The organism is Bradyrhizobium sp. Leo114, assembly GCF_055229415.2.
In genome coordinates, this window is sequence record NZ_JBUYEN020000001.1 from 275528 (window position 1) to 296106 (window position 20579).

At 62.3% G+C, this 20579-nt stretch carries 19 protein-coding genes; 15 read left to right on the plus strand and 4 right to left on the minus strand.

From position 1 onward, the window contains the following. Positions 1 to 21: 21 nt before the first annotated feature. Complete coding sequence (ggt, locus tag ACZIRK_RS01235) at positions 22 to 1635, minus strand: gamma-glutamyltransferase (protein WP_463326795.1); 1614 nt, start codon at positions 1633 to 1635, stop codon at positions 22 to 24. Positions 1636 to 1782: 147 nt separating this feature from the next. Here ggt and ACZIRK_RS01240 point away from each other — a divergent pair, with 147 nt between their 5' ends. After that, positions 1783 to 2706: a LysR family transcriptional regulator gene (locus ACZIRK_RS01240; protein ID WP_463326796.1), complete on the plus strand. Its 924-nt coding sequence runs from the start codon at positions 1783 to 1785 to the stop codon at positions 2704 to 2706. A 55-nt stretch (positions 2707 to 2761) separates the two neighbouring features. On the opposite strand, the gene ACZIRK_RS01245 is transcribed toward ACZIRK_RS01240, so the two are convergent. Beyond that, on the minus strand, positions 2762 to 3145 hold the full coding sequence (locus ACZIRK_RS01245) for a carboxymuconolactone decarboxylase family protein (RefSeq protein WP_028164705.1): 384 nt from the start codon (positions 3143 to 3145) through the stop codon (positions 2762 to 2764). Beyond that, positions 3142 to 4686: an MmgE/PrpD family protein gene (locus ACZIRK_RS01250; RefSeq protein ID WP_463326797.1), complete on the minus strand. Its 1545-nt coding sequence runs from the start codon at positions 4684 to 4686 to the stop codon at positions 3142 to 3144. The genes ACZIRK_RS01245 and ACZIRK_RS01250 overlap by 4 nt, the downstream gene beginning before the upstream one ends. Before the next feature lie 11 nt (positions 4687 to 4697). Between ACZIRK_RS01250 and ACZIRK_RS01255 the strand changes: the two genes are divergently transcribed. The 10 genes from ACZIRK_RS01255 (at position 4698) to ACZIRK_RS01300 (ending at position 15670) form a co-directional block, all read left to right on the plus strand. After that, positions 4698 to 5591, plus strand: a complete 894-nt coding sequence (locus ACZIRK_RS01255) for an NAD(P)-dependent oxidoreductase (protein ID WP_463326798.1) — start codon at positions 4698 to 4700, stop codon at positions 5589 to 5591. A 29-nt stretch (positions 5592 to 5620) separates the two neighbouring features. Further along, entirely contained in the window at positions 5621 to 7018 is a 1398-nt protein-coding gene (locus ACZIRK_RS01260; RefSeq protein WP_463326799.1) for an MmgE/PrpD family protein, read from the plus strand. A 115-nt stretch (positions 7019 to 7133) separates the two neighbouring features. After that, positions 7134 to 8069, plus strand: coding sequence for a branched-chain amino acid ABC transporter permease (locus ACZIRK_RS01265; RefSeq protein ID WP_463326800.1), 936 nt, complete (start codon positions 7134 to 7136; stop codon positions 8067 to 8069). After that, complete coding sequence (locus tag ACZIRK_RS01270) at positions 8066 to 9844, plus strand: branched-chain amino acid ABC transporter ATP-binding protein/permease (protein WP_463326801.1); 1779 nt, start codon at positions 8066 to 8068, stop codon at positions 9842 to 9844. The genes ACZIRK_RS01265 and ACZIRK_RS01270 overlap by 4 nt, the downstream gene beginning before the upstream one ends. Further along, a complete protein-coding gene (locus ACZIRK_RS01275; RefSeq protein ID WP_463326802.1) occupies positions 9831 to 10538 on the plus strand; it encodes an ABC transporter ATP-binding protein in 708 nt (235 codons plus the stop codon). Before ACZIRK_RS01270 ends, ACZIRK_RS01275 begins: the two co-directional genes overlap by 14 nt. 34 nt (positions 10539 to 10572) lie before the next feature. Next, positions 10573 to 11808 (plus strand): ABC transporter substrate-binding protein, encoded by a 1236-nt coding sequence (locus ACZIRK_RS01280; protein ID WP_474417415.1) that lies wholly within the window; start codon positions 10573 to 10575, stop codon positions 11806 to 11808. A 36-nt stretch (positions 11809 to 11844) separates the two neighbouring features. Further along, complete coding sequence (locus ACZIRK_RS01285) at positions 11845 to 13080, plus strand: ABC transporter substrate-binding protein (protein ID WP_474417416.1); 1236 nt, start codon at positions 11845 to 11847, stop codon at positions 13078 to 13080. A 17-nt stretch (positions 13081 to 13097) separates the two neighbouring features. Then, positions 13098 to 13868: an SDR family oxidoreductase gene (locus tag ACZIRK_RS01290; protein WP_474417417.1), complete on the plus strand. Its 771-nt coding sequence runs from the start codon at positions 13098 to 13100 to the stop codon at positions 13866 to 13868. An 86-nt stretch (positions 13869 to 13954) separates the two neighbouring features. Continuing rightward, entirely contained in the window at positions 13955 to 14668 is a 714-nt protein-coding gene (locus ACZIRK_RS01295; protein ID WP_456641952.1) for a GntR family transcriptional regulator, read from the plus strand. Between the two features lie 27 nt (positions 14669 to 14695). Then, a complete protein-coding gene (locus ACZIRK_RS01300; protein WP_474417418.1) occupies positions 14696 to 15670 on the plus strand; it encodes a tripartite tricarboxylate transporter substrate-binding protein in 975 nt (324 codons plus the stop codon). 11 nt (positions 15671 to 15681) lie between these two features. Here the strand turns inward: ACZIRK_RS01300 and ACZIRK_RS01305 are convergent, their stop codons facing one another. Continuing rightward, complete coding sequence (locus tag ACZIRK_RS01305; protein WP_474417419.1) at positions 15682 to 16314, minus strand: GntR family transcriptional regulator; 633 nt, start codon at positions 16312 to 16314, stop codon at positions 15682 to 15684. Between the two features lie 139 nt (positions 16315 to 16453). Between ACZIRK_RS01305 and bioB the strand changes: the two genes are divergently transcribed. The 4 genes from bioB to ACZIRK_RS01325 are packed head-to-tail and all read left to right on the plus strand — an operon-like array spanning position 16454 to position 20569. Beyond that, positions 16454 to 17452, plus strand: coding sequence for a biotin synthase BioB (gene bioB / locus ACZIRK_RS01310; RefSeq protein ID WP_474417420.1), 999 nt, complete (start codon positions 16454 to 16456; stop codon positions 17450 to 17452). Positions 17453 to 17499: 47 nt separating this feature from the next. After that, positions 17500 to 18654: an 8-amino-7-oxononanoate synthase gene (locus ACZIRK_RS01315; protein ID WP_474417439.1), complete on the plus strand. Its 1155-nt coding sequence runs from the start codon at positions 17500 to 17502 to the stop codon at positions 18652 to 18654. Beyond that, complete coding sequence (gene bioD / locus ACZIRK_RS01320) at positions 18651 to 19283, plus strand: dethiobiotin synthase (protein WP_474417421.1); 633 nt, start codon at positions 18651 to 18653, stop codon at positions 19281 to 19283. The genes ACZIRK_RS01315 and bioD overlap by 4 nt, the downstream gene beginning before the upstream one ends. Continuing rightward, positions 19280 to 20569: an adenosylmethionine--8-amino-7-oxononanoate transaminase gene (locus tag ACZIRK_RS01325; RefSeq protein ID WP_474417422.1), complete on the plus strand. Its 1290-nt coding sequence runs from the start codon at positions 19280 to 19282 to the stop codon at positions 20567 to 20569. The genes bioD and ACZIRK_RS01325 overlap by 4 nt, the downstream gene beginning before the upstream one ends. The last annotated feature ends 10 nt before the right edge of the window (positions 20570 to 20579 follow it).

Below are 20579 nucleotides of genomic sequence, written 5' to 3' on the forward strand. Positions count from 1 at the left end.
AATTTCGTTGTTTTCAGCGACTCACACGGCCAGCGCGATGCCGTCGTGTCCGGGATCGGCTCCGCCGTCGAGCTTGTCGCCATCGATGCGGATGCCGTGGACGGCCGCGAATCCGAACGTGTACGGACTGCGGATCACCTCATATCCCTCGGCCTCGAGCTGTCGGGTGGTGCGATGGATGATCCGATTTGAGACATCGATCGCGTTGCTGGTTGCCGAGAACCGCGGCGCGCTCACCGCTTCGGTCATGGTCATACCGAAATCGAGGACGTTGAGGATCGCCTGCAGCACACCCATTGCAATCTGGGTGGCGCCCGGAGCGCCAATCACCAGGTAAGGCTTGCCATCACGAAGAATGATCGAAGGGCATACCGAAGTGAAGCGCGCCTTGCCGGGCGCAATGCTACCCGCCCGGCCCGGCCGCGGATCGAACACAGCCATGCATCCGTTATAAAAGAAGCCAAGGCCATCGGTGATAACGCCGGAAGGCATTCCCAGCGAATGAGTCATGGTCACGCAATTGCCGTCGCGGTCGATGACCGAAACCTGGGTCGTGTCCTTCGACGGAAATCCGGAATTGAGACGCGGCACATCTGCTTTGATCCGCGCCGCGATGTCCTTTGCCATGGCGGCAGCGTAGTCCTTCGACACCAAGCGTGAAGTGGGAACGTCGACGAAGCCGGGATCGCCGATGAAGTTATCCTTGTCGATGGTCGCACGCTTCATGGCTTCGCATACGACGCGGAGATACTCGGCACTGTTATGTCCGATATCCGCCAGATCGAAACGCTCGAGCATATTGAGCATCTCGACGAGCATGAGGCCGCCGCCGGGCGGATTATTGGTGGTGACTTCGTAGCCGCGATATGTACTTCGCAGCGGATCGAGCCATTTTGGTTGATACGATGCGAGATCCTCAGCGGTGATTAGGCCGCCATGCTCCCGCATATCGCGTGCGATGCGCTGCGCCAGTTCACCCTTATAGAAAACGTCAGAGCCACCCTCGGCAATCAGGCGGAGCGTCTTGGCATAGTCCGGATTGCGCACGAGATCGCCCACGCGCTTCGGCGTGCCGTCGTCGCGACAATAGAGGCTTCGGCCGGACGGCGAGAACGCCAATCGTTCCACACCGGACGCACGCCCCATCGTGCCGGGATCGGACCAGAAAAACTCGACATGCGGCCGCACTATCCAGCCGCGCTCAGCCCACTCGATCGCCGGAGCCACAATGTCGCGCCACGGCAGCACACCGAATCTGGCGTGTGCCTCAAAATATGCTTTCAGCGACGCCGGGACGCAGGCCGATTGATAGCCGACGTCATTGACCTTGCCCTTGAGAATGAAGCCATAGCCGTCCCGCGCCTCGCCTTCGATCAGGTGTGCCCACATATCGGGTCGCGCAGCGGCCGGCGACGGGGCATGGAAGTCGAGATATTTGTGAAAATTCTGCGTCGGGAAGTAGATGCCGGCGCTCCCGAACCCGGCGATGCCGGTCATCAGCGGGTCCACCACGCCCTGCACGAGCGCGCACGCGATCGCTGCATCGATAGCGTTGCCGCCGGCCTGCAGCATCGTCGCCCCTGCCTCCGCCGCTTCGGCTTGTGCCGCGACGATCATCGCCTTCGCTTGGGGCATGTTTCCTCCGTTTCGCTGCACGGGTTCTCGGGCGCCGCGGCAGCAGGGAACTCCAAGCCACGTCCCGCGCTCGCCATCATTGCCTACCGATTTGGCAAATAGTATTCATGCCTGTCCAATACTAAATGGACGCCAATTGATGACCAAATGATATCAGTTCCTCAGATGATCCATCCCTCGCTTCACGCCAAGACGCAGTATTTCCTTGCCGTCGCGGAGACGCTAAGCTTCCGAAAAGCGGCTCAGATGTTGGGAATTGCTCAGCCGGCTCTCAGCCGCAGCATCCGGCACCTCGAGAGGCAGTTCGGCTTTCCTCTGTTTGAGCGCTCGACGCGTCATGTGGCGCTCACCCCTGCCGGCGAAACCCTCTATCGCGAAGCCGCCGAATCGATGCGACGGTTAACACGTGCCTTTGCCCGCGCCGGCGCTGTGGCGCAGGGTCTCAGCGGCACGGTGATGGTCGGCTACTCTACGTTCGCCGCAACCGGCCCGATGTCGGATGTCATCATAGAGTTCCGCAAGAAGTACCCGGAAGCTCAAGTCGGCCTACGATTGCTTGCATCATCGGAGCAATCCGAAGCGCTGAATGAGGGCACTATCGACCTCGGCTTCATGATGTCCAATGTGTCGTCGGGTCCGCAGAAGAGCATCCCCATCTCGTCTGAACGGCTCATCGCGCTTGTCCCCGCCAGTCACGCCTGGGCCAGGCAACGATCGATAACGCTGCGACGCATGGCGACCACGCCGATCGTGATCGGTACCGCCAGTCGATGGCGCGGCTTCAGGATGCTTGTCGACGATATGACGGCAGCGAAAGGAGTGACATTGAACGTTATCGAGGAGGCCGACGACTTGCCGGTGCTGCTTCAGCTCGTACGATCGGGCTTCGGCTGCACGATTCTCGATGCGTCGTTCACTCCGACGCTGCCACCGGGAATCAAGCCGCTCGAACTCAAAGATGCCAAAGCAACTCTGGATATCGCGCTGGCCTGGCGAGAGGACAACCTTTCCCCGCTAACCGCGCGGTTTATCGAGGTCGCGAGAGAACTGATCAGAAACCCGACGGCCTGATCCGAGGAGGCCCGTCGGCCATCGCCCAAAAGCGGGCCGACAAGCCTCCTGCAGGTCACTTCGTCTCAACTTCGTTGAAAGCGTCGCGAGCATTGCGGAATGCGTCTATGCCGGCGGGCACGCCGCAATAGACGGCGACCTGCAGCAATATTTCCTTAATCTCGTCCTTGGTAAGTCCATTCTTCAGGGCGCCCTTGACGTGAAGCTTCAGTTCATGCGGCCGATTGAGTGCGCCGAGCATGGCCAGGTTGACGATCGAGCGAGTACGCCGATCGAGCCCGGGCCTTGTCCACAGCGCACCCCAGCAGAACTCGGTCGACCATTCCGCCATCGTCCGGGTGAATTCGTCGGCGCCTGCGATCGATTTGTTGACGTAGTCCTCGCCGAGCACTTCCTTGCGAACTTTGAGGCCCTTTTCGAACAACTCGCTTTTGCTCATGATCGTCCTTTCAGGTTTGGAGAGCATTGCATCAAGTTGGAAACATCATCGAGCGCATCGATTTGCCGGACCGTCTCGATAACATCGTCCGGATCCCAATCGCTACCACCGGCCCGCACGCACGCGCGCAACTTCGCTTCGATGTCGTGATCGGTGAGCGGATCGGCCAGACTGCCTCGTGGCGACGTGACGGTCTCAGTGAAGACTTCGCCCGTCACGAGGCGCACACTCACCCGCGCCGCGCCATCAGGCATCGTGTCGTCACGATCAGCCCTCACCTTCTGTCGCAACTGCACGACGTCAGGTCGGAACACCGTCTTGTGCGCAAATTCGCCAATGCCGGCCGCACCGATCAGTAAACCGCATGCCGCGCAATGATGGATACTCACGCGCGCGTCACGCTCGTTATGTACCGGCCGATTACCTCGCGCCAGCAACAACGCCGAGCCCTGCACCGTCACAGAATCGATTTGATCGGTTCGCTCACCGATCCGATCGCGAAGGCGGAAGCAAGCGTCGATGACGGCATGGAACACGATGCCGGCTGGATAGGGCTTGTAGGTATTTCTTGCGATCTCCCAGGTATTGCCGAGGCCACCAAGCAGACGGTCGAGATCGGGTTCGTCGCCCATGGTGCGCGCCCATCCGAGAGGCCCTTCGATGGCGCGGGGCGCGGCCGCATACCCCTGCTGAGCGAGCAGTGCGGCAAAAAGCCCGTTACGCGCGGCATTGCCGACGCTCACATTCTTGGCGGCGGTCGGCAGGTTCTCGACATTGCCTGCCGACTGGCTTGCGGCAATCCCGATCGTGTCAGCAATGCCGTCGGCCTGTAGTCTCAGCAGCTTTGCACAGGCGGCTGCCGCGCCAAATATCCCGCAGGTCGAGGTGATATGCCAGCCGCGCGCATAGTGGCGCGGCGAGACCGCATTGCCGATGCGGCACTCGACCTCGACGCCGAGGATGAAGGCCGTCAACACATCGCGTCCCGACAGTTTGCGCGCCTGCCCGAGTGCCAGCACCGGAGCTGCAACCGGCGCGGCCGGATGAATGATCGTTTCGGGATGGGTGTCGTCGAAGTCGAGCAGGTTGGCGGAGATGGCGTTGATGAATGACGCGCACAGGGCATCGAGCCGCTCGGAGCGGCCGATGATCGCGGAGGTCTGAGGGCCGCTGAACGGCGACAATGTCTGCAGGGCGGTCGTCACCGCCGGATCGTGGGCCGAACCCAGTGCGGTCGCGAAGAAGTTGAGAAGGGACCGTTTGGCGTCGTGACCTTGCCTCGCGACATCCGCCCATGATGTGGCGGCGACAAATTCGCCGAGCGTCCGGCTGACGCTTGAAACCTCGTCTTGTGTCACCTGAGCGGATTCCTCGATTTTCAAAAACCATAAGCCGACCCGCGGCCAACTGTCGACCACAAAATGTTCTGCTTGACAGATTGACTGACAATCCGAACAGTGAGGATCGCGGGTGCAGGAACTGCTGCCTCGATGACGACAAACGACAACAACAAGAGCGCGTTCCTGGAAACGCGCGGGCACGGGAGTGAACGATGGCGGGAGAGACGCTCGGCGTCATTGGCACGGGTCGCATGGGCGGCCCCATGGCGGGGCGATTGATGGACGCCGGCTATTCGCTGGTCGTCTACGATACACAGAGCGAAGCGACGGAGCCGCTGGTCAAGCGCGGTGCACAGCTGGCCAAGTCGCCCGCCGATGTCGCCTCTCGCGCGGATATCGTGCTGGCCAGCCTGCCCACTCCAGACATTGTGAAGGCGGTCGCGCTCGGTCCGGATGGGATCAGCAGCGGAAGCCGCGCGCGAATCGTGATCGATCTGTCCACCACCGGCCCGGGCGCAGCCAAGCTCGTGGCAGAGGGCCTGCAAGCAAAAGGCATGACACTGGTCGATGCGCCCGTGAGTGGCGGCATCAAAGGTGCTGTCAACGGCACGCTGGCGGTCATGGTGTCGTGTCCGCAGACGACCTATGAGACTGTCAAGCCAATCCTGAAGAACTTCGGCAAGCTGTTCTACACCGGCGACATGCCCGGCGTGGCGCAGACAGCCAAGCTCGCCAACAATCTGATGGCGGCGGCGGCTCTGGTCATCACATCCGAAGCCGTGGCGATGGGCGTGAAGGGCGGCGTCAACGCCAAGGTCCTGATCGATATCATCAATGCCAGCAGCGGCCGCAACAGCGCATCCGAAGACAAGTTCCCGCGTTCGGTGTTGCCCGGCACTTTCGATTTCGGCTTCACCACCGGCCTCTCCTACAAGGACGTCCGGCTGTGCGTCGATGAGGCCGAAGCCATGGGCGTGCCCATGGTGTGCGGCGCCGTGGTGCGGCAAATGCTCGCGATCACCAATGCCAAATATGGCACCGCATCCGATTTCACCTCGATCGCCAAGGTGGTCGAGGAGTGGGCCGGAGTGCAGATGCGCGGCTGATCACAACGCTTCAGGGAGCAGCGATTGCGATGACGATGGGCCCGACCGGATCCGGCAAGGCATCGCTCGCGCGGCAGATGGCGCGATCCGCGCTTGCCGTCGATCTCGCGGATTTCGAGCCCGACGTGATCGCGAAAGCAAAGGCGTGCCTGCTCGATTTCCTGTCCTGCGCCTTCGAGGCAGGCACTCACCCCTGGAGCCGTCAGGCTGTCACGATCGCGCACACCGCTAGCGACGGCGCAACCATCATCGGTAGCTCGCGGCTTGCCTCACCAGCTGACGCCGCTTTCGCCAACGCCGTGATGGGGCATGGGCTGGTGCGAGAAGACATGCATGCCGCCAGCATATCGCATCATGGCGTCGTGATCTGGCCAACCCTGCTCGCGCTATCGGAGCAGGCTCCGCTGCGTGGCACCACCCTGCTCGCCGCCGCCATCATCGGTTACGAGACCGGTGCGCGGATTGGCCGGGCGCTCTTTACGTCCGAGCTCGCACGCTTGTACCGCCCGACGGGGTTGGTTGCACCGCTTGGTGCAGCACTGGCCGGAAGCTTCGCACTCGGGCTGTCCGAGGACGCCGCGACCAGCGCCATGGCCATCGCCGCCAACACCTCAAGCGGCTTGAACCAGTGGCCACACACTGGCGCCTCAGAAATGTATTTTCATCCCGGCTTCGCTACAAGCAATGCGGTCAAGGCAATAGGCCTCGCCGCAGCCGGCGCATTCGGGTCGGAGATGATCCTCGAAGGCGAAGCCGGCCTGTTCGCGGCCTATCGGCGCGAGACAGCGCCCATCAGCATCGAACTCTTCGGCGGCGGCGAGTGCGAGATCATGGCCGTCTACAACAAGCCGGCACCGGCCTGTAACTTCGCCCAAACCGCGGCGCAGGCCGCGCTTCGAGCCTCGCACGAACTCGCCAACACGGATGACGTCGATCGCATCATCATTCGCGCTCCGGATGCCGCTGTTCGCTATCCCGGATGCGACTCGAAGGGGCCTTACCGGAACGCACTGCAGGCCAAGATGAGCATTCCGTTCAGCGTCGCAGCAACGCTTGCGCGGGGCGAGATCGAGGAAGAGAACTACGCGGAGCTGGACGATCCCGAAATCCTGCGTCTCGTTGCAGCAACCATCCTGCAGAGTGATCCCGGCTTCACCGCCTCTTTCCCCGGCAAGCAAGGCGCGGAAGTGACTGTGTTCCTGCGTGACGGAAGAACGATCAGACACGCCCTGGCCGATGTCGTTCCGGCAACGCCTACAGATATTCGCGCACGCTTTCGAACTGCGGCAACGCGCGTGATCGGCGAAGACCGCGCGCAACGCCTCGAACAACTCGTCGATGGCTGCGAGCAGCTTGGCGATGCCAGCGTGATCGCGGCGCAATGCCGGCTGGACTCGCCGGAGCGGATTTTGCGATCGGCATCATAGGAAACGCCAGATATTGCGGAGGTGAAATGGCGGACCGTGAGACCAGCGTTGCAGCGACGACAGCGAAGGACGGCCGGCAAAACGGCCTTATCCCTGCGCCGCGGAGATCTTGCTGATGGAAGGATTTCTGCAAGCGCTCGCCGCAGGCCTGCTGATCGGTGCCGTGTACGGCCTGATGTGCGTCGGACTTGGCCTGATCTTCGGCGTCATGCGGGTCATCAACTTCGCCCATGGCGATTTCATGATGCTTGGCATGTATGTCGCCTTCTACCTGTTCACCGCCGCCGGCGTCCAGGCCGTCTTCGGCAATGCTGTCGGACCCTTCATCGCGATCCTGCTGGCCGGCCCTGTGCTCGCGCTGTTCGGCTATGTCGTTCACCGTACCCTGATTTCGTATGTGTCGGGCACACGCACGGCCTCGCTCGAGGGTGAAGGTCACTATGCTCAGCTCATCCTGACGCTTGGCATCGCGCTGATCCTCCAGAATGGCGGCCTCATCATCTTCGGGTCGGTGCTGGCTTCGATCCGCACGCCACTGTCGAGCTCGGCGTGGGAACTCGGCCCGGTCTTCGATATGAGCATCTTCATCAACAAGGCGCGCGGCATCGACGCTGTCGTTTCGCTTTTGATCATGACGCTGCTGTCGCTCTTGATCACGCGGTCGCGGATCGGAAAATCGCTTCGTGCCGCCGCCGACAATCCGACCGCCGCGACCTATATGGGCATTGACGTCGATCGTGCGCACCGTACCGCCTTCGCGCTCGGCTCCGGCATCACGGCCATTGCCGGCGGCCTGCTCGCCACCAACTATCCGTTCCATCCCTTCGTCGGGCTCGAATACGTCATCGTCATGTATGCCGGCGTCGTTCTCGGCGGCATGGGCAGCATCATCGGCGCCTTCTGGGGCGGCATGACGATCGGGCTGGTCCAGCAGATGTCGACACTGATTTTGCCGACGCAGTTGCAGAACGCCGCGATCTTTGTCGTGTTCCTCCTCATCATCTTCTTCCGCCCGCAAGGCTTCTTCGGGCGCATGGTCGAGAGGACATGACCGTGCACCAATTTCGCTCGCTGGTCCCAGCTCTCGTCTTCACGATCGCTTATGCGGCGATCTCGCTCAGCGTCACCAACTCGTACTATCAACTGGTTCTGACGCTGGTCCCGGTATGGGCGGTGTTCGGTTTGTCCTGGAATCTGCTGAGCGGATACACCGGGCTGATCTCGTTCGGGCACGCCGCCTTTTTCGGGATCGGCGCCTATACGACAGCGCTCGGACAAATCTACTTCGACCTGTCGCCTTGGCTCCTGATTCCGGTCGCCGCAATGCTTGGTGGCATTGCCGGGCTGCTGATCGGATTTCCGACCTTTCGTCTGCAGGGCCACTACTTCGCGCTGGCGATGCTGGCCTATCCGCTCGCCATTCTCTACGTGTTCGAGTGGCTCGGCTTCCAGGAAGTCACGCTCCCGATCAAGCGCGACGCCCCCGTCGCCTATATGCAGTTTGCCGATCCCCGGCTCTACACCTTGCTGGCGCTGGCGATCATGCTTGCCACGATCCTGCTGACGCGGGTCATCGAACGTTCCCGCTTTGGCATGGCGCTGCTGGCAATCAAGCAGAACGAGGCCGCAGCCGAGGCCGCCGGCATCAATACGCTGGCCTGGAAGCTGCGCGCGATCACGCTGAGCGGCGCGATAGCTGCCGCCATCGGTGCGTTCTATGCGCAGGTGCTGCTGGTGGTCACCCCGCAATCGGTGTTCGGCATGCTGGTGTCGGCGCAGGCGCTGACGGTTGCGATGTTCGGCGGCGTCGGCACGGTCTGGGGCCCTGTCATTGGCTCTGTGATCCTGATCCCGCTGGCCGAAATCCTGCATGCCGAGGCCGGCGCACGTTTCCCTGGCATCCAGGGCGTGATCTTCGGATTTGCCATCGTCTGCGTCATCCTGGTCGCTCCGGAAGGACTGTTCTGGAAATTGCGAGATCTCCTGCGCAAGCGGCTGGCGCCAAAAGCGGCCGCGATGGTGGATGGATCGCAAGCTCCGGCGACAACCGTGACGTCGCCCCGGCCCGCCCGACAGCGAGCCGCAACCGGCGAAGTTGTGCTTGAGGTCCGGAACCTCTCTCGCTCTTTCGGCGGCTTGAAAGCCGTCCAGAACGTCAGCTTCAAACTGCACAAGAACGAAATCCTCGGGATCATCGGCCCGAACGGCGCCGGCAAGACGACGCTTTTCAATCTCCTGAACGGCTTCCTGCGACCGAACCAGGGCGAAGTGCTGATCGATGGCCGCAACATGTCCGGCGAGCGCCCGCATACGATCTGCGAGACCGGCGTCGGCCGCACTTTCCAGGTCATGCGTCCATTCCTGCGCATGTCGATCCTCGACAATGTCGTGGTCGGCGCCTATGTGCGCGCACGAACTGACGAAGAGGCGCGAAAGCTTGCCGCCGACGCGGTCGCGCGCGTCGGCCTTTCTGCGGTGGCAGACCGCGTCGCCGGCGAGCTCTCGACCAAGGAACTGCGCTTGATGGAGCTCGCGCGCGCACTCGCAGGCCAGCCGCGCATCCTGTTGCTCGACGAGACGCTCGCGGGCCTCGGCCATGGCGAGGCGGACGAGGTCGTCGCCGTCATCCAGCAGCTTGCGCGCGACGGCATGACGATCGCCATCATCGAGCACACGATGCAGGCGATGGTTCGCCTGGTCGACAGCTTCCTCGTGCTCGACCATGGCGCCGTCATCACCGAGGGCGAGCCGGAGGTCGTCACGCGCGATGGCCGCGTGATCGAGGCCTATCTCGGCAAGAAATGGATGGCCCATGCTCCGCATTGAGGGATTGAGCGCGGGCCACTCTGCAAAGCCCGTCTTGAACGGTGTGTCCATCAATGTCGATGCAGGCCAGTTCGTCGCCATCGTTGGACCGAACGGCGCCGGCAAGACGACCCTGTTCAAGACCATTTCCGGCATCCTGAGGCCGAGCGGCGGCGGGATCTTCTTTAACGGTGTCGATCTCCTCGCAGTACCACCTGCGCAGCGCGCCCACCTTGGCATCGCCCACGTCCCGGAAGGCCGCCAGGTTTTTCCTTCGCTCACCGTGATGGAGAACCTGGAAATGGGTGCGATGACCGAGAGCGGCCGACGCGACTGGGCGGCGAACATCGAACGCATCTTCGCGTGGCTGCCGGTGCTCGCGGAGCGTCGCGGCCAGTTCGCCGGCACCCTGTCCGGCGGCCAGCAGCAGATGCTTGCGATCGGACGCGGGCTCGCCTCCTCGCCGAAACTGCTGATGCTGGACGAGCCTTCGATGGGGCTTGCGCCATCGACCGCGGATTTCGTCTTCGAGCGGCTGATCGAGATCCGCCGGCAGTCCGGCCTGACCATGCTGCTGGTCGAGCAGCGCGTGGCGGAGGCGCTGGAGTCCGCAGATCACGGCTATGTCCTCGAGGCCGGACGCGTCGTCCTCGAAGGCAACAACGAAACCCTGCGCGCCGATGACCGCGTGCGCAAGGCCTATCTCGGCATGTGACGAGCCAACGAACAATGGGGAGGGAGAAAACAAGATGAACAAGACGACCAAGGGATTGACCCGCCGCACCGTGCTGTCGGGTGCCGCCGCTGTCGGCCTCACGCAGGTGGCGCGCGCACAGCAACCGGCTGAGGTCAAGGTCGGCCTGATCGTGCCGCTCTCCGGAATCTATACCCGGCCGGGCCAGGTGATGAAGATGGGCGCCGAGATGGGCATCGAGCACATCAATGCGCAGGGCGGCATCAAGGCGCTCGGCGGCGCGAAGCTGAAGCTAGTGGTGATCGACTGCGGCGATACCACCGAGAAGGCCAAGAATGCAGCCCAGCGCATGGTGGCGCAGGAGCCCGACCTCGTCGCCGCCACCGGCGCTTATCTCTCCTCCTTCACACTGGCTGTCACCGAGGTGACCGAGCGCGCCGAACTGCCAGTGCTGACGTTGTCCTATTCGGATCTGCTGACCGACCGCGGGTTCAAGTACATCTTCCAGACCGCCGCAACGGCAAGCCGTCAATCCGAACTCGGATTGCCGACGCTGATGAAGCTCGCGGAAGCTGCCTCTGGCAAGCGGCCGAAAACGGTGGCGATGTTGATGGACAACACCGCGACCTCGGTCGCCACAGCCAAGGCGCTCAAGGAGAAGTTGTTCGCACAGGAAGGATTGCAGCTCGTCGTCGAGGAAGTCTGGACGCCACCATTATCCGATGCCACTCCCCTGATCCAGAAGGTCCGCTCCGCGAAGCCCGACCTGCTGCTGTTCATGCCTAACGCCGTCTCGGACGCGAAGCTCGGGCTCGAAAAAATCAGCGAATTCGGCCTCGGCCAAGGCAAGATCCCGACCGTCTCCTTCAGCATCACCATCGCCGAACCGGACATGCTGCAAAGCGTCAGCCCGGAGGTCGTGCAAGGCATCATGACGATCGTCGCGAACTGGGGGTCAAAGGGTCATGAGGACCTCATCGCGGAGCTCAAGGCCAAATACAAGGAGCCCTGGATGACGCAGAACGTCATCTCGACATATGGCGATATGTGGCTGATGAAGGAAGCGCTGGAGAAGGCCGGCAAAGCTGATCGCCAGGCCGTGGCGCAGGCCTTCCGCACACTGGATGCCGGCCCGTCGAAATACTATCCGGGCGGCCAGCTCAAATTCGACGACAAGGGCCGCCGCGTCGGCGCCGGCGTCGTCATCGTGCAGTGGCAATCGGGCGTGCCGGTCACCGTCTATCCGCCCGAACTCGCGCAATCGCAGCCGTTCTGGCCGAAGAAATCCTGACGGCAGCCTCGTGACCATTCGCGGAGGAGAATCGTCATGACTGGAAGGAACCGAACCACAGTGACGCGGCGAACGCTGCTTGTGGGCGCGTCCAGCACGCTGATCGCATCCCGCGCGTGGGCACAGCATCCACCGGAGGTGAAGGTCGGCTTGCTGGTGCCGATTTCCGGGCTCTATGCGCGCCCGGGAACGGTCATGCGTGAGGGCGCCGAAATGGCTGTCGATCACATCAATGCCCAAGGCGGCATCAAGGCGCTCGGCGGCGCCAAGCTGAAACTGGTGGTGCTGGATTCCGGCGACACCACGGAAAAGGCCAAGAATGCCGCCCAGCGCATGGTGGCCCAGGAGTCCGATCTGGTCGCGGCGAGCGGCGCCTATCTCTCCTCGTTCACGCTCGCGGTCACCGAGGTGACGGAGCGCGCCAATCTGCCCGTCCTCACCCTCTCCTACTCGGACCTGATCACCGATCGCGGCTTCAAATACGTTTTCCAGACCTCGGCAACGGCGGGCTCGCAGGCTCGCCAGGCGCTGCCGCAGATCATCAAGCTGGCGGAGACGGCTTCCGGCAAGCGGCCGAAGACAGTTGCGATCCTCACCGACAATACGGCGGCTTCCATCGCATCCGCGAAATCGATGCGCGAGGGCCTTTTGGCGGAAAACCAGTTGCAACTGATCGTCGACGAGACGTTCACGCCGCCACTCGCGGATGCGACGTCGCTGGTGCAGAAGATACGCTCCGCGAAGCCCGATCTTCTGTTCTTCCTGCCGACCGTGATTTCGGACGCGAAACTGCTGCTGGAAAAGATGAACGAGTTCGGCCTCGGCCAAGGCAAGGTGCCGACCATCTCGTTCGGCATCGCGATCGCCGAACCGGACATGCTGCAGACCGTCAGCCCGGAGTTGCTTCAAGGCGTCCTCACCTGCGTCGCAAGCTGGGGCGCCAAGGGACACGAGGCGCTGATCGCCGAGCTGAAGAGCCGCTACAAGGAGCCATGGATGACGCAGAACGCGATCTCCACCTATGGCGACATGTGGGTGATCAAGGACGCACTGGAGAAGGCCGGCAGGGCTGACCGCGTCGCCGTCGCCGAAGCCCTGCGCAACATGGATGCCGGTCCCTCGAAATACTACCCGCTGGGCGAGATCAAGTTCGACGACAAAGGCCGCCGCGTCGGCGCCGGCATGACCATCGTACAGTGGCAGTCTGGTGTGCCGGTGACGGTGTTCCCGCCGGAGCTTGCACTGGCGCAGCCGTTCTGGCCGAAGAGCTGATAGGGAATCGCCGAACGATGAAAGACAAATGGGCCCTCGTAACCGGATCGACCGCCGGCCTGGGACTGGCGGTGGCGGAAAGCCTTGCCGGCGCGGGAGCCAATATTGTCCTGCATGATCTCGTCGCGCCGGACGAATCCGCTGACCGGTTGCGCGCGCAATTCGGCGTCGACGTGATCACTGCGGGAGCCGACCTGTCGCAGCGCTCCGCCATCGAGGCCATGCTGGCCGACCTGCTTCGCCGCTGCGGCGCGATCGATATCCTCGTCAACAATGCCGTGGTCCGGCATTTCTCTGATCTCGAGCACTTTCCACCGGATCAATGGGAGCACGCGCTGGCGGTGAACGTGTCTGCGCCCTTCCACTTGATCCGCCTTACGCTACCCGCCATGAAGCAACGCGGCTGGGGCCGCATCATCAACATGGCCTCCATCTATTCGACCCGCGCGGTCGAAGATCGCATCGACTACGTCACCACCAAAACGGCAATCCTCGGTATCACCCGCGCCGTCGCGCTCGAAACCGCGCGCACCGGAATCACTTGCAATGCGGTCTCCCCAGGGACGCTGCCGACCCCCGCCATCCAGAGCAAGATCGCCTCCATTGCTGCCAAAACCGGCGAGTCCCTGGAGCGCGCCACGGAAAAATACCTCGCGGAGCGCCAGCCGTCCGGCCGGTTCATCGGGATGGAAGCCGTTGGCGCGCTGGTGGTGTTCCTCTGCGGCGCAGCCGCACAGGACATCACCGGGGCCAGCCTGCCGATCGATGGAGGCTGGTCAATCGCATGAATAAAGCCGATTTCGAGAGAGCGACAAATGCTGATTCTGCCGGTACATCGCTGGTGAACCCGCGATAGAACGAAGGCATCTCGCAAATGGACCGACGCGCCGAACTGCAGTCCACGCTTCGCATCGAAGCCGTCCCGACCGTCAGGAAGATGGTCGCGCAAAAGCTGCGCGAGGCGATCATGTCCGGGACGCTTAAACCCGGCCAGCGGCTGGTCGAGCGCGAGCTGTGCGAGATGATGGGCGTCAGCCGCCCCTCGATCCGGGAGGCGCTGCGGCTGCTGGAAGCTGACGGACTGGTCAACACGGTCCCCCACCGCGGCCCGGTCGTCAGCAGGATCAGCCTCGAGGAGGCCCGGCAGCTCTACGCCGCCCGCGCGGTGCTCGAGGGATTTGCAGGCCGCGAATGCGCCCGCCTGCACGATCCCGAAGTGGTGCGCCGGATCGGCGATGCCTTGACCCGGCTGAAAACCGCGGCCTCGAAACAGGACCTCACCGGCTGTCTCGAGGCCAAGACCGACTTCTACGGCGCGCTGATCGGCGGCTGCCGCAACGCCTTTATCGAGCGCATGCTCAAGCCGTTGCATGACCGGATCACGCTGCTGCGGATCACCTCGATGTCGCAGCCGAAGCGGATCAACAAGAGCTTGCGCGAGGTCACGGCGATCTGGCGCGCGATCCAGAGCGGCAACGAGGAACTCGCCGAACGGTGCTGCGTCGATCACGTCAACGCCGCGGCTGTCGCCGCGCTCGACATGATCGAGCGGACAACAGCCAAGGAAATGACGCTTCCCGACCCATAGGCGAAGCGCAAAGGGAGGGAGCGCGTGATGATGTCTTTGGTACGATCGCTGGTCTTGCTTCTGCTGCTGTCGCCGTGCGCGACGGCATTCGCGCAGGACTATCCCTCCCGCCCTATCACCATGATCGTGCCCTTCTCGGCCGGCGGTCCCGGTGACGTGATTGCGCGAATTCTCGGCAGCGCGATGAGCGCAACGCTGAAACAGTCGATCGTGATCGAGAATGTGGTCGGCGCCGGCGGCACACTCGGCACCAACCGCGTCGCCAAGGCGGCGCCTGACGGTTACACGCTGCTGCTGATGCATGTCGGTCAGGCGACCGCCCCGTCGCTCTACGCCAAACTGCCGTTCGATCCGATCGGCGACTTCGCCATGATCGGCCTCGTCACCGACGTGCCGATGATCCTGGTCGCGCGGCCGAACTTTCCCGCCAAGGATCTGAAGGAATTGGTCGGGCGGATCCGCAGCGACGGCGACAAGGTCACATTCGGCAATGTTGGCCTCGGCTCCGCCTCGCAGCTCTGCGGCCTGATGTTCATGAGCACGACCGACACCAAGCTCACGTCGGTCTATTACAAGGGCGGCGGGCCGGCGCTCAACGACGTCATCGCGGGGCATATCGATGTCTATTGCGATCCGGCTACGGGGCCTACGCCCTATATCCAGTCTGGCACCATCAAGGGCTATGCGATTACCAGCAAGAAGCGCGTCGCCACGCTGCCGGACGTTCCGACTTCAGCGGAAGCCGGCGTTCCCGCCTTCGATGTGACCACCTGGTATGCCCTCTATGCGCCCCACGGCACGTCGAAGCCGGTGGTCGACGTGCTGGTCAGTGCTCTACAGACGGCACTCAAGGACCCGCCACTCGTCAGCCGCTTTGCTGAGCTCAGCATGACCCCGGTCGAGACCGAACGCGCAACTCCCGACGCGCTGGAAGCTTTCCTGAAGACCGAAATCGACAAATGGGCGCGGATCATCAAGGCCGCGGGAATCGAGCCGCAATAGGACACTTCCGCTCACGAGGTGGGAATTGCGAGGCGCTCGATGGTTTGGATGTGACGGGCGAGCAAACCACAGGCCTGATCGAGATTACGCGCTCGCAGCGCTTGCAGGATCAAGCGGTGATCCTGATTGGACCGCGGTCGCCAGCCGGCGTTACGGGCCATTGCAAACACCAAGCGAGAATTTGCGAGCTGCAAACCGTCGAGGCTGGCGAGCAGGCGCGGCATCGCGCAAGGAGCCACCAACGCGTGGTGAAAGGCGCGGTTGGCAGCCTCGAAGTCCTGGATCGTCTCGGCATTGTCTCCCTCGATCAGCGCCAATTCGATCCGCGCCAGATGGGCTGACGTCAATTTCGGCGCCGCGTTCCGCAACGCGACGACTTCGAGCGCCGCACGCATCTCGGCAATTTCCTTCACCGAATTGGTATCGAGCGGCGCAACGCGCACACCGCGACGGGGCACAGCGACGACAAGATGTTGAGCTTCCAGTTGCCAAAACGCCTCGCGTACCGGGACGTGGCTTGAACTGAATTCCCGCGCAATGTGGTCCTGCCGGAGCGGCGCATCCGGCTGCAGTGCGCCGCTGATGATGCGCGCGCCGATTGACTCGGCAATGCGTCCCGCTGTCGTTGTATTCTCGTCGGCCATCATAGATTATCTATCATAAAATCAGATGCACATGTCCGCGCCCTCAGCTAGCATCTGCTTCTAGGCCTCGATCATAGATAGTTTCTCAGATTATCTATAATAAGGGTTCCAAGAGAGGGCAAGTCTTATGGTTCATGCCGTGGAAGCGAAACAAAGCAACACCTGCGATATCGAAGCGGTCCGCACCGACTGGGACCGCGCTGAGGCCGAAGCGCTCTACGCCCTTCCCTTTCCCGACCTGATCTTTCAGGCCCAGAGCATTCATCGCGAGCATTTCGATCCGAACCATGTCGAAACGGCGAGCCTGCTCAGCATCAAGACAGGTGGCTGTCCGGAAGACTGCGGCTACTGCTCACAGAGCGCACATTACGACACCGGCCTGAAGGCCACGCGCCTGATGGACCACGCGGATGTGATCGCAACCGCTGAGCGCGCGAAGGAGGCAGGCGCCACCCGCTTCTGCATGGCCGCCGCCTGGCGCAATCCGAAAGACCGTGACCTCGAGAAGGTCTGCGATATGGTCAGCGCGGTGAAAGGCCTCGGCATGGAGACCTGCGTCACGCTCGGCATGCTGACGCCCGACCAGGCCGCACGGCTCGCCGAAGCTGGGCTCGACTTCTACAATCACAATATCGATACGTCGCCCGAGTTCTACGACAAGATCATCACGACTCGCACCCTGGAGGATCGCATCGATACGCTGGCACATGTACGCGACGCCGGCATCAAGGTCTGTTGTGGCGGTATCATCGGCATGGGTGAACACGTTGATGACCGCCTGGGCATGCTGGTTCTGCTCGCCAATCTACCCGTTCATCCCGAGAGCGTGCCCATCAACCTCTGGAACGAGGTCAAGGGCGTTCCGGTCAATGACACCGCGGAGCGGCCAGATCCGATCGCGCTGGTGCGGCTGATCGCGGTCGCCCGCATCCTGATGCCGAAGAGCGTGGTGCGGCTTTCCGCTGGACGGCAATACATGACCGACGAACTGCAGGCGCTGTGTTTCCTCGCCGGCGCGAACTCCATCTTCATCGGCGATGTCCTCCTGACCACCAAGAACCCGCAGCGCGATCGCGATGCGAGTTTGCTGCAGCGGCTCGGCATGAGATCCCAGCTTGGCCAGAGCCACGTCGCTTAGCCCCCTCTCAACTTGCCCAACTGATCGCCTGTCCGGGACACGAGGCAATGAACGCAATCCATGCAGACAAAACTGTCGGCTATCACACCGCCTTGCAGGCCTTGAAAGACGATGACCGGCTGCGCGGCCTCAAGCCGCGCGCAGGCATCGATTTCGTGTCGAACGACTATCTTGCGCTGGCGAGCGCGCCGCGCATGAGGAACGCTGTCGCTGCCGCACTCGAGGCCGGCACACCGATCGGAAGCGGCGGGTCACGGCTTCTGCGCGGAAACTGCGCGGAGCACGAACAGCTCGAAGCAGACGCTGCCAGGTTCTTCGGAACCGAGACGTCGCTATTTTTCGGCGGCGGATATGTGGCAAACTTTGCGCTTCTGACAACATTGCCGCAACGGGGCGACCTGCTCGTGCTCGATGCTCTCGTTCACGCGAGCATTCATGAAGGAGCGCGCGCTGGCCGGGCTGAGTATTGCGAGAGCGCCCACAATGACCCGAAGTCGGTTGAGGACAGGATTCGCGACTGGCGAGCGAAAGGCGGAACGGGCCGCGTTTGGATCGTGGTCGAAAGTATCTACAGCATGGACGGCGATTTCGCGCCGCTTGAGGAACTCGCCGCAATCGCAGACCGGTACGATGCATTCCTGGTCGTGGATGAGGCTCATGCCACCGGCGTCTACGGTGCGCAGGGTCGCGGACTGACCGCCCCCTATGAGGGGCGCGAAAACCTGATTGTCATTCATACTTGCGGCAAGGCGCTGGGTGCAGCCGGTGCAATCGTCACTTTGACCCGCGTGCTGCGCGACTTCATGGTCAATCGTTGCCGTCCGTTTATTTTCGCTACCGCTCCCTCCCCCCTGATGGCAGTTGCTGTGCGGGAAGCGCTATCAATCCTGCAGCAGGAACCTGACCGACAGCAACGTCTGGCGAGCCTGGTCGCGTTCACGCATCGAGAGCTCTCCGTGCGCGGCAGCCAAAGTCCTTCACGCTCGCAGATCGTGCCGTATATCGTTGGCGACAACGCCCGTGCGATGGCTCTGGCGGCTGCGTTGCAGGCTCGAGGCTTCGACATCCGTGGAGTCAGGCCGCCAACCGTACCGGCAGGCACGGCACGGTTGCGAATTTCCATAACTCTCAACGTCGGCGAGAATGATGTGCGGGCGATGCTCGATGCCCTGTCCGAAGAGACAAGGGCCACGCCCCCATGAGCGAGCGGATCGTGGTGACTGGCACGGACACCGGGATAGGCAAGACTGTCTTCGCGGCAGGCCTCGCCGGTTTCCTCGGCGCCAAATATTGGAAGCCCGTTCAAGCGGGTCTCGACGCGGAGACCGATTCTGAGCACGTCGCGCGGTTCGGAGCCTTCTCCTGCGATCGCATCGTGCCAGAGCGTTACCGTCTCAGAACACCGGCCTCGCCCCATCTGGCTGCTGAGATTGACGGGGTTGGTATCGACACGGAGTCACTCCACGTGCCCGATACCGGTGCGTGCCCGCTTGTGATAGAGGGGGCGGGCGGGCTGATGGTGCCGCTTAGCCGCCGCACATTGTACATCGACATCTTTGCGCGCTGGCAGATTCCGGTCCTTCTTTGCGCGCGCACCTCGCTCGGCACCATCAATCATTCGCTGCTGTCGATCGAAGCGCTGCGACATCGCGGGATCGGTATTCTCGGGATTGCATTCATTGGCGACGAAAACGTCGATACCGAGAACACGATTTGTAGGATCGGACGGATACGGAAGCTTGGACGATTGCCCTGGCTTTCTCCTCTGGGCCCGGACGCGTTGCGGACCGCCTTCGAAGGCTCATTCAACCGCGATGATTTCAAGCCATGATGCACGAGAAGCGGTCGCGAATCTGGCATCCATTCACCCAGCATGCGCTGCAAGGCGTGATGACAAAGATTGTCCGCGGCGAAGGCGCCTATCTTTATACCGCAGACGACCGTCGTATCATCGACGCAATCGCATCCTGGTGGGTGGTGACCCACGGCCACTGCCATCCGCAAATCGTAAGCGCCATTCAGAAGCAGGCGGAGCAGCTCAACCAGATCATCTTCGCTGGCCATACTCACGAGCCGGCCGAAGAGGTCGCTGACCTGGTTCTGAAATTGGCCCCCCGTGGCCTCGACTACGTGTTCTTTTCCGACAGCGGCTCGACCAGCGTAGAGGTCGCGCTGAAAATGGCACTCGGCTATTGGCACAACATCGGCGAGCCGCGCTCGCGCATTGTCGTGATGCAGCACTCCTACCATGGCGACACGGTGGGTACGATGTCGGTCGGCGCGCGGGGTGTGTTCAACGCGGCATACGAACCATTGCTGTTCGATGTCACCTCAGTGCCGTTTCCGGAGCGCGGCCACGAACAGGTGACGCTTGACGCACTTGAAGCTGCGTGCCGCAACGACAATCCGGCAGCCTTTATTGTGGAGCCGCTGATCCTGGGCGCAGGCGGGATGCTGATGTATCCAGCGTGGGTGCTGAGAGAGATGAAGCGGATTTGTGAGGCTTCTAATGTCTTGTTCATTGCCGATGAGGTCATGACCGGTTGGGGCCGGACTGGAACATTGTTCGCGTGTGAGCAGGCTGACGTGTCGCCTGACATCGCCTGCTATTCCAAGGGTCTCACCGGCGGATCGCTCCCGCTCGCGGTGACACTCTGCCGCGCCGACATCTTTGACGCACATTATTCGAAAGATCGTACGCGGACCTTCTTTCATTCGAGCTCATATACGGCCAACCCGATCGCCTGTGCCGCAGCGAAGGCGAACCTGGATCTTTGGCAAGATCCGGACGTTCGAAAGCGCATCGCATCCGTGGCGGAAATGCAAGAAAACGGAATTGAACGATTTCGCGCGGACGCACGCTTCAAGAACGTTCGCCGGATCGGCACCATCACAGCCCTTGATTTGGCCGTACCCGACAGCGGCTACCTCGCTGACATTGGCCCGAAGCTCCAGACCTTTTTCCGCGATCGCAATCTCTTGCTGCGGCCACTCGGTAACACGATCTACGTCATGCCGCCGTATTGCGTTACAGCGGCGGACCTCAATGAGATCTACGCCGGCGTGAGCGATGCCGCCGATGCGCTAGTCCCCGAGAAACCGGGTCTGATCTCCTGAGAAGTCCGGC

What these genes read in the sequence shown, in the direction of transcription:
- ggt (WP_463326795.1), bottom strand. Translation starts at nt 1,635, where the DNA reads ATGCCCCAAGCGAAGGCGATGATCGTCGCGGCACAAGCCGAAGCGGCG.
- ACZIRK_RS01240 (WP_463326796.1), top strand. Translation starts at nt 1,783, where the DNA reads ATGATATCAGTTCCTCAGATGATCCATCCCTCGCTTCACGCCAAGACG.
- ACZIRK_RS01245 (WP_028164705.1), bottom strand. Translation starts at nt 3,145, where the DNA reads ATGAGCAAAAGCGAGTTGTTCGAAAAGGGCCTCAAAGTTCGCAAGGAA.
- ACZIRK_RS01255 (WP_463326798.1), top strand. Translation starts at nt 4,698, where the DNA reads ATGGCGGGAGAGACGCTCGGCGTCATTGGCACGGGTCGCATGGGCGGC.
- ACZIRK_RS01260 (WP_463326799.1), top strand. Translation starts at nt 5,621, where the DNA reads ATGACGATGGGCCCGACCGGATCCGGCAAGGCATCGCTCGCGCGGCAG.
- ACZIRK_RS01265 (WP_463326800.1), top strand. Translation starts at nt 7,134, where the DNA reads ATGGAAGGATTTCTGCAAGCGCTCGCCGCAGGCCTGCTGATCGGTGCC.
- ACZIRK_RS01270 (WP_463326801.1), top strand. Translation starts at nt 8,066, where the DNA reads ATGACCGTGCACCAATTTCGCTCGCTGGTCCCAGCTCTCGTCTTCACG.
- ACZIRK_RS01275 (WP_463326802.1), top strand. Translation starts at nt 9,831, where the DNA reads ATGCTCCGCATTGAGGGATTGAGCGCGGGCCACTCTGCAAAGCCCGTC.
- ACZIRK_RS01280 (WP_474417415.1), top strand. Translation starts at nt 10,573, where the DNA reads ATGAACAAGACGACCAAGGGATTGACCCGCCGCACCGTGCTGTCGGGT.
- ACZIRK_RS01285 (WP_474417416.1), top strand. Translation starts at nt 11,845, where the DNA reads ATGACTGGAAGGAACCGAACCACAGTGACGCGGCGAACGCTGCTTGTG.
- ACZIRK_RS01290 (WP_474417417.1), top strand. Translation starts at nt 13,098, where the DNA reads ATGAAAGACAAATGGGCCCTCGTAACCGGATCGACCGCCGGCCTGGGA.
- ACZIRK_RS01295 (WP_456641952.1), top strand. Translation starts at nt 13,955, where the DNA reads ATGGACCGACGCGCCGAACTGCAGTCCACGCTTCGCATCGAAGCCGTC.
- ACZIRK_RS01300 (WP_474417418.1), top strand. Translation starts at nt 14,696, where the DNA reads ATGATGTCTTTGGTACGATCGCTGGTCTTGCTTCTGCTGCTGTCGCCG.
- ACZIRK_RS01305 (WP_474417419.1), bottom strand. Translation starts at nt 16,314, where the DNA reads ATGGCCGACGAGAATACAACGACAGCGGGACGCATTGCCGAGTCAATC.
- ACZIRK_RS01315 (WP_474417439.1), top strand. Translation starts at nt 17,500, where the DNA reads ATGAACGCAATCCATGCAGACAAAACTGTCGGCTATCACACCGCCTTG.
- bioD (WP_474417421.1), top strand. Translation starts at nt 18,651, where the DNA reads ATGAGCGAGCGGATCGTGGTGACTGGCACGGACACCGGGATAGGCAAG.
- ACZIRK_RS01325 (WP_474417422.1), top strand. Translation starts at nt 19,280, where the DNA reads ATGATGCACGAGAAGCGGTCGCGAATCTGGCATCCATTCACCCAGCAT.